Source organism: Protofrankia sp. CiP1_Cm_nod3 (assembly GCF_982290655.1).
Genome location: NZ_CEVIVD010000152.1, coordinates 1 through 2,791, shown reverse-complemented (window position 1 = coordinate 2,791; position 2,791 = coordinate 1). Strand labels below are relative to the sequence as shown.

At 74.8% G+C, this 2,791-nt stretch carries 2 protein-coding genes; both read right to left on the bottom strand.

Features of this window, described 5'->3' with window-relative positions:
* Positions 1-57: 57 nt before the first annotated feature.
* A complete protein-coding gene (purD, locus tag AC5LUJ_RS20570) occupies positions 58-1,359 on the bottom strand; it encodes a phosphoribosylamine--glycine ligase (RefSeq protein ID WP_250281938.1) in 1,302 nt (433 codons plus the stop codon).
* Positions 1,360-1,882: 523 nt separating this feature from the next.
* On the bottom strand, positions 1,883-2,791 hold a 909-nt coding region (locus AC5LUJ_RS20565), incomplete at its 5' end, for a hypothetical protein (protein ID WP_493465545.1).

Sequence of the window (2,791 nt, the reverse complement as noted above, 5' to 3'; positions counted from 1 at the left end):
CCCCCGCATCTGCTGTATCTTCCGGATCCCGTGGCCCGGCTGTGCTGATCTGTCTGGTCAGGAACCTCGCTCCGCCGACCCGCCGGCCCCGCCGCCGGGCGCCGCCTGCCGGGTCGGGACGCCGATGCGGGTCAGGTCGCCGATGTCGGTCCGGTAGTGCGCTCCGGCCAGCGACAGACGGCTGATCGCCTCGTAGGCCGAGCCTCTCGCGGCCTCCAGATGTGACCCGATTGCAGTTACGCACAGTACACGTCCGCCGGACGACACGATCCTGCCGTCGGCGTCCCGGCGGGTGCCCGCATGCAGGATGTCCACGCCGGTGAGGGCCTGCGCGGCGGCGAGGCCACTGATCGGGTCACCGATTTTTGGTGACTGTGGGTAGCCAGAAGCGGCGACGACCACCGTGACCGCCGCGCCGGCGCGCCACACCGGCGCCCGGCGCCCCGACAGCACGTCGGTCAGTGGCGTGGCCAGCAGCGCCAGGATCGCCTGCACCTCGGGGTCGCCGAACCGGACGTTGAACTCCACGACCCGCATCCCGCGGGAGGTCAGCGCGAGACCGGCGTAGAGCAGGCCGGAGAACGGCGTGCCACGGCGGGCCATCTCGCCCACCACGGGTCTGATCACTGTGTCGACGACCTCCGGGACGAGCCCGGGCGGCGCCCACGGCAGCGGCGCGTAGGCACCCATCCCGCCGGTGTTCGGCCCGGTGTCGCCGTCTCCGGCCCGTTTGTGGTCCTGCGCGGGCAGCAGCGGCACGACCGTGCCGGCCTCCGTGACGATCGCGAACAGCGAGACCTCGGGGCCGTCCAGATACTCCTCGATCACAACCCGGTCGTCCGCCCGGCGCAGGCAGGACCGCACGGCCGCCACCGCCTCCGCCCGGTCGGTCGTCACGGTGACGCCCTTGCCGGCGGCCAGCCCGTCGTACTTGACGACGTAGGGCGGGCCGAACTCGTCGAGGTCGGCCAGGGCCGGCTCGATCTCGGTGTGGTCACGGGCGGCCGCGGTCGAGACGCCCGCCGCGCGCATCACGTCCTTGGCGAACGCCTTGCTGCCCTCCAGGCGTGCCGCCGCGGCGGACGGCCCGAAGCAGGCCAGCCCACGGGCCCGCAGCTCGTCGGCTGCCCCGGCGACCAGGGGGACCTCCGGCCCGATGATGGTCAGATCGGCCTGGACGGCCTGCGCGAGGGCCGCGACGGCGTCCGGGTCGCCGACGTCGAGCGGACGCGGCTCGGCGAGATCCGCGGTGCCGGCGTTGCCCGGGGCGCAGACGACCGAGCCCACGGCCGGGTCGTGCGACAGCGCCCGGCACAGGGCATGCTCCCGGCCGCCGGAGCCGACGACGAGCACTTTCACCGCGTCACCTGTTACCCACTGCCACCGCCGGGCCGGTCGCCGCCGCTGAACGAACCGTCAGCACGGAACGAGCGGCTGCCGCCGAACGAGCTGTTACCGTCGGAGCCGCCACTGCCGTGGGAAGGGCCGCCACCGGAGCGGTCGCTGCCGTCGCTGCCGTCGGAACGGCCGTTGCCGTCTGCCGGGCTGCCGTCTGCCCGACCGGTGGCCGGTGGCCGGCCGTGCGCGCGGTCACGGGCCCTGCGTGGGAACCGGTATGGGAGGGCACGCGGTACAGGGTAGCGCCCAGCGCGATCAACTTTCCGGCCTGGCCCGGCCGCGGGATGTGCTCAAGGTGTGATAACCGTGGGCGCTCCGGGCGAAAACGAACACATTTCGTGACGGACGCCTGGCTGGCGCTCGCCGGGATCCGCGCGGGCGGTGTGTGCCCTGCCCGGCCGCGCGCCCGCTCCGCACCCGCGGGCCCATGCGCCCACGTACGCCCACGGGTGTCTGCCGGGACCGCCTGTCCAGCCGGGACCGCCTACAGGATGACCCCGGCGCGCCACAGCGTGTGTGCCAGGCCGTACACCAACTGCTGCGCGCAGCGCCGGGCATCCACCTCGGCCATGGAGCCGATGACCGCGTGGACGTCCACCGGCCACACCCGGACATCGCGGCCCAGGGCGTACAGGGCCCCGGGGTTGTCCCGGCCCTCGAAGGCCCGCCCGTCGCGGTCGACGAAAAGGTGCAGGCAGCGGCCCGTGTACGGGAACTCCTCGTTACGCCAGTACAGCACCGGCCAGACCAGCGGTGACGTGACGTGCCGGCCGCGCCGGCGGTCCCTGGCCTGCCCGGAGCCGCGCCGACCGGCCTTCCCGTCGTCGCTCCCGCCGTTGGTGATCTCCGTCGGGAGCCGCCCGGCCGCGTCGTGACCGGCGGTGTCGTGGCTGGCCGGGCCGGCAGCGGTGGGAGCCGGGATCGGAAGCGGCGCCGGGTCCCACTGCTGCCGGCGGCGCCCACCGCGGGCCACCGGTGGCAGGCGCTGCGGGAGCACGCGGACGCTTACGTCCGGTGAGAGATTCTGGGCCGCGCAGATGGCGAGGAACTCGGCGATCTGCCTGTCCACATGGGTGGCGACGGCGTCCGCCCGCCTGCGGCGCTGCTCCTCGGCGCGGTTGGCGCTGCGGACGGCGTAGCTGCCGCGAACGACCACCTCCACCAGGCCGGCGGGAGGTACGTCGCCGATGGGTGAGAAGCCGACCGGCCGGGCATGCGCGCCGACGCCCTGCCGTACCGCCTGCGGCTGGGTGACCAGGCCGGCGGCGTGCGCCACCGGCGTCCGGTGGGCCGGCAGGGAACCGACGGGGCCGGCCGGGGCGGCCGGACCGGACGTGCCGCCCGCCGCCGGCCTGCCACCGCGCGGCAGGCCGGTCCGTGGGATGCCGGGTTC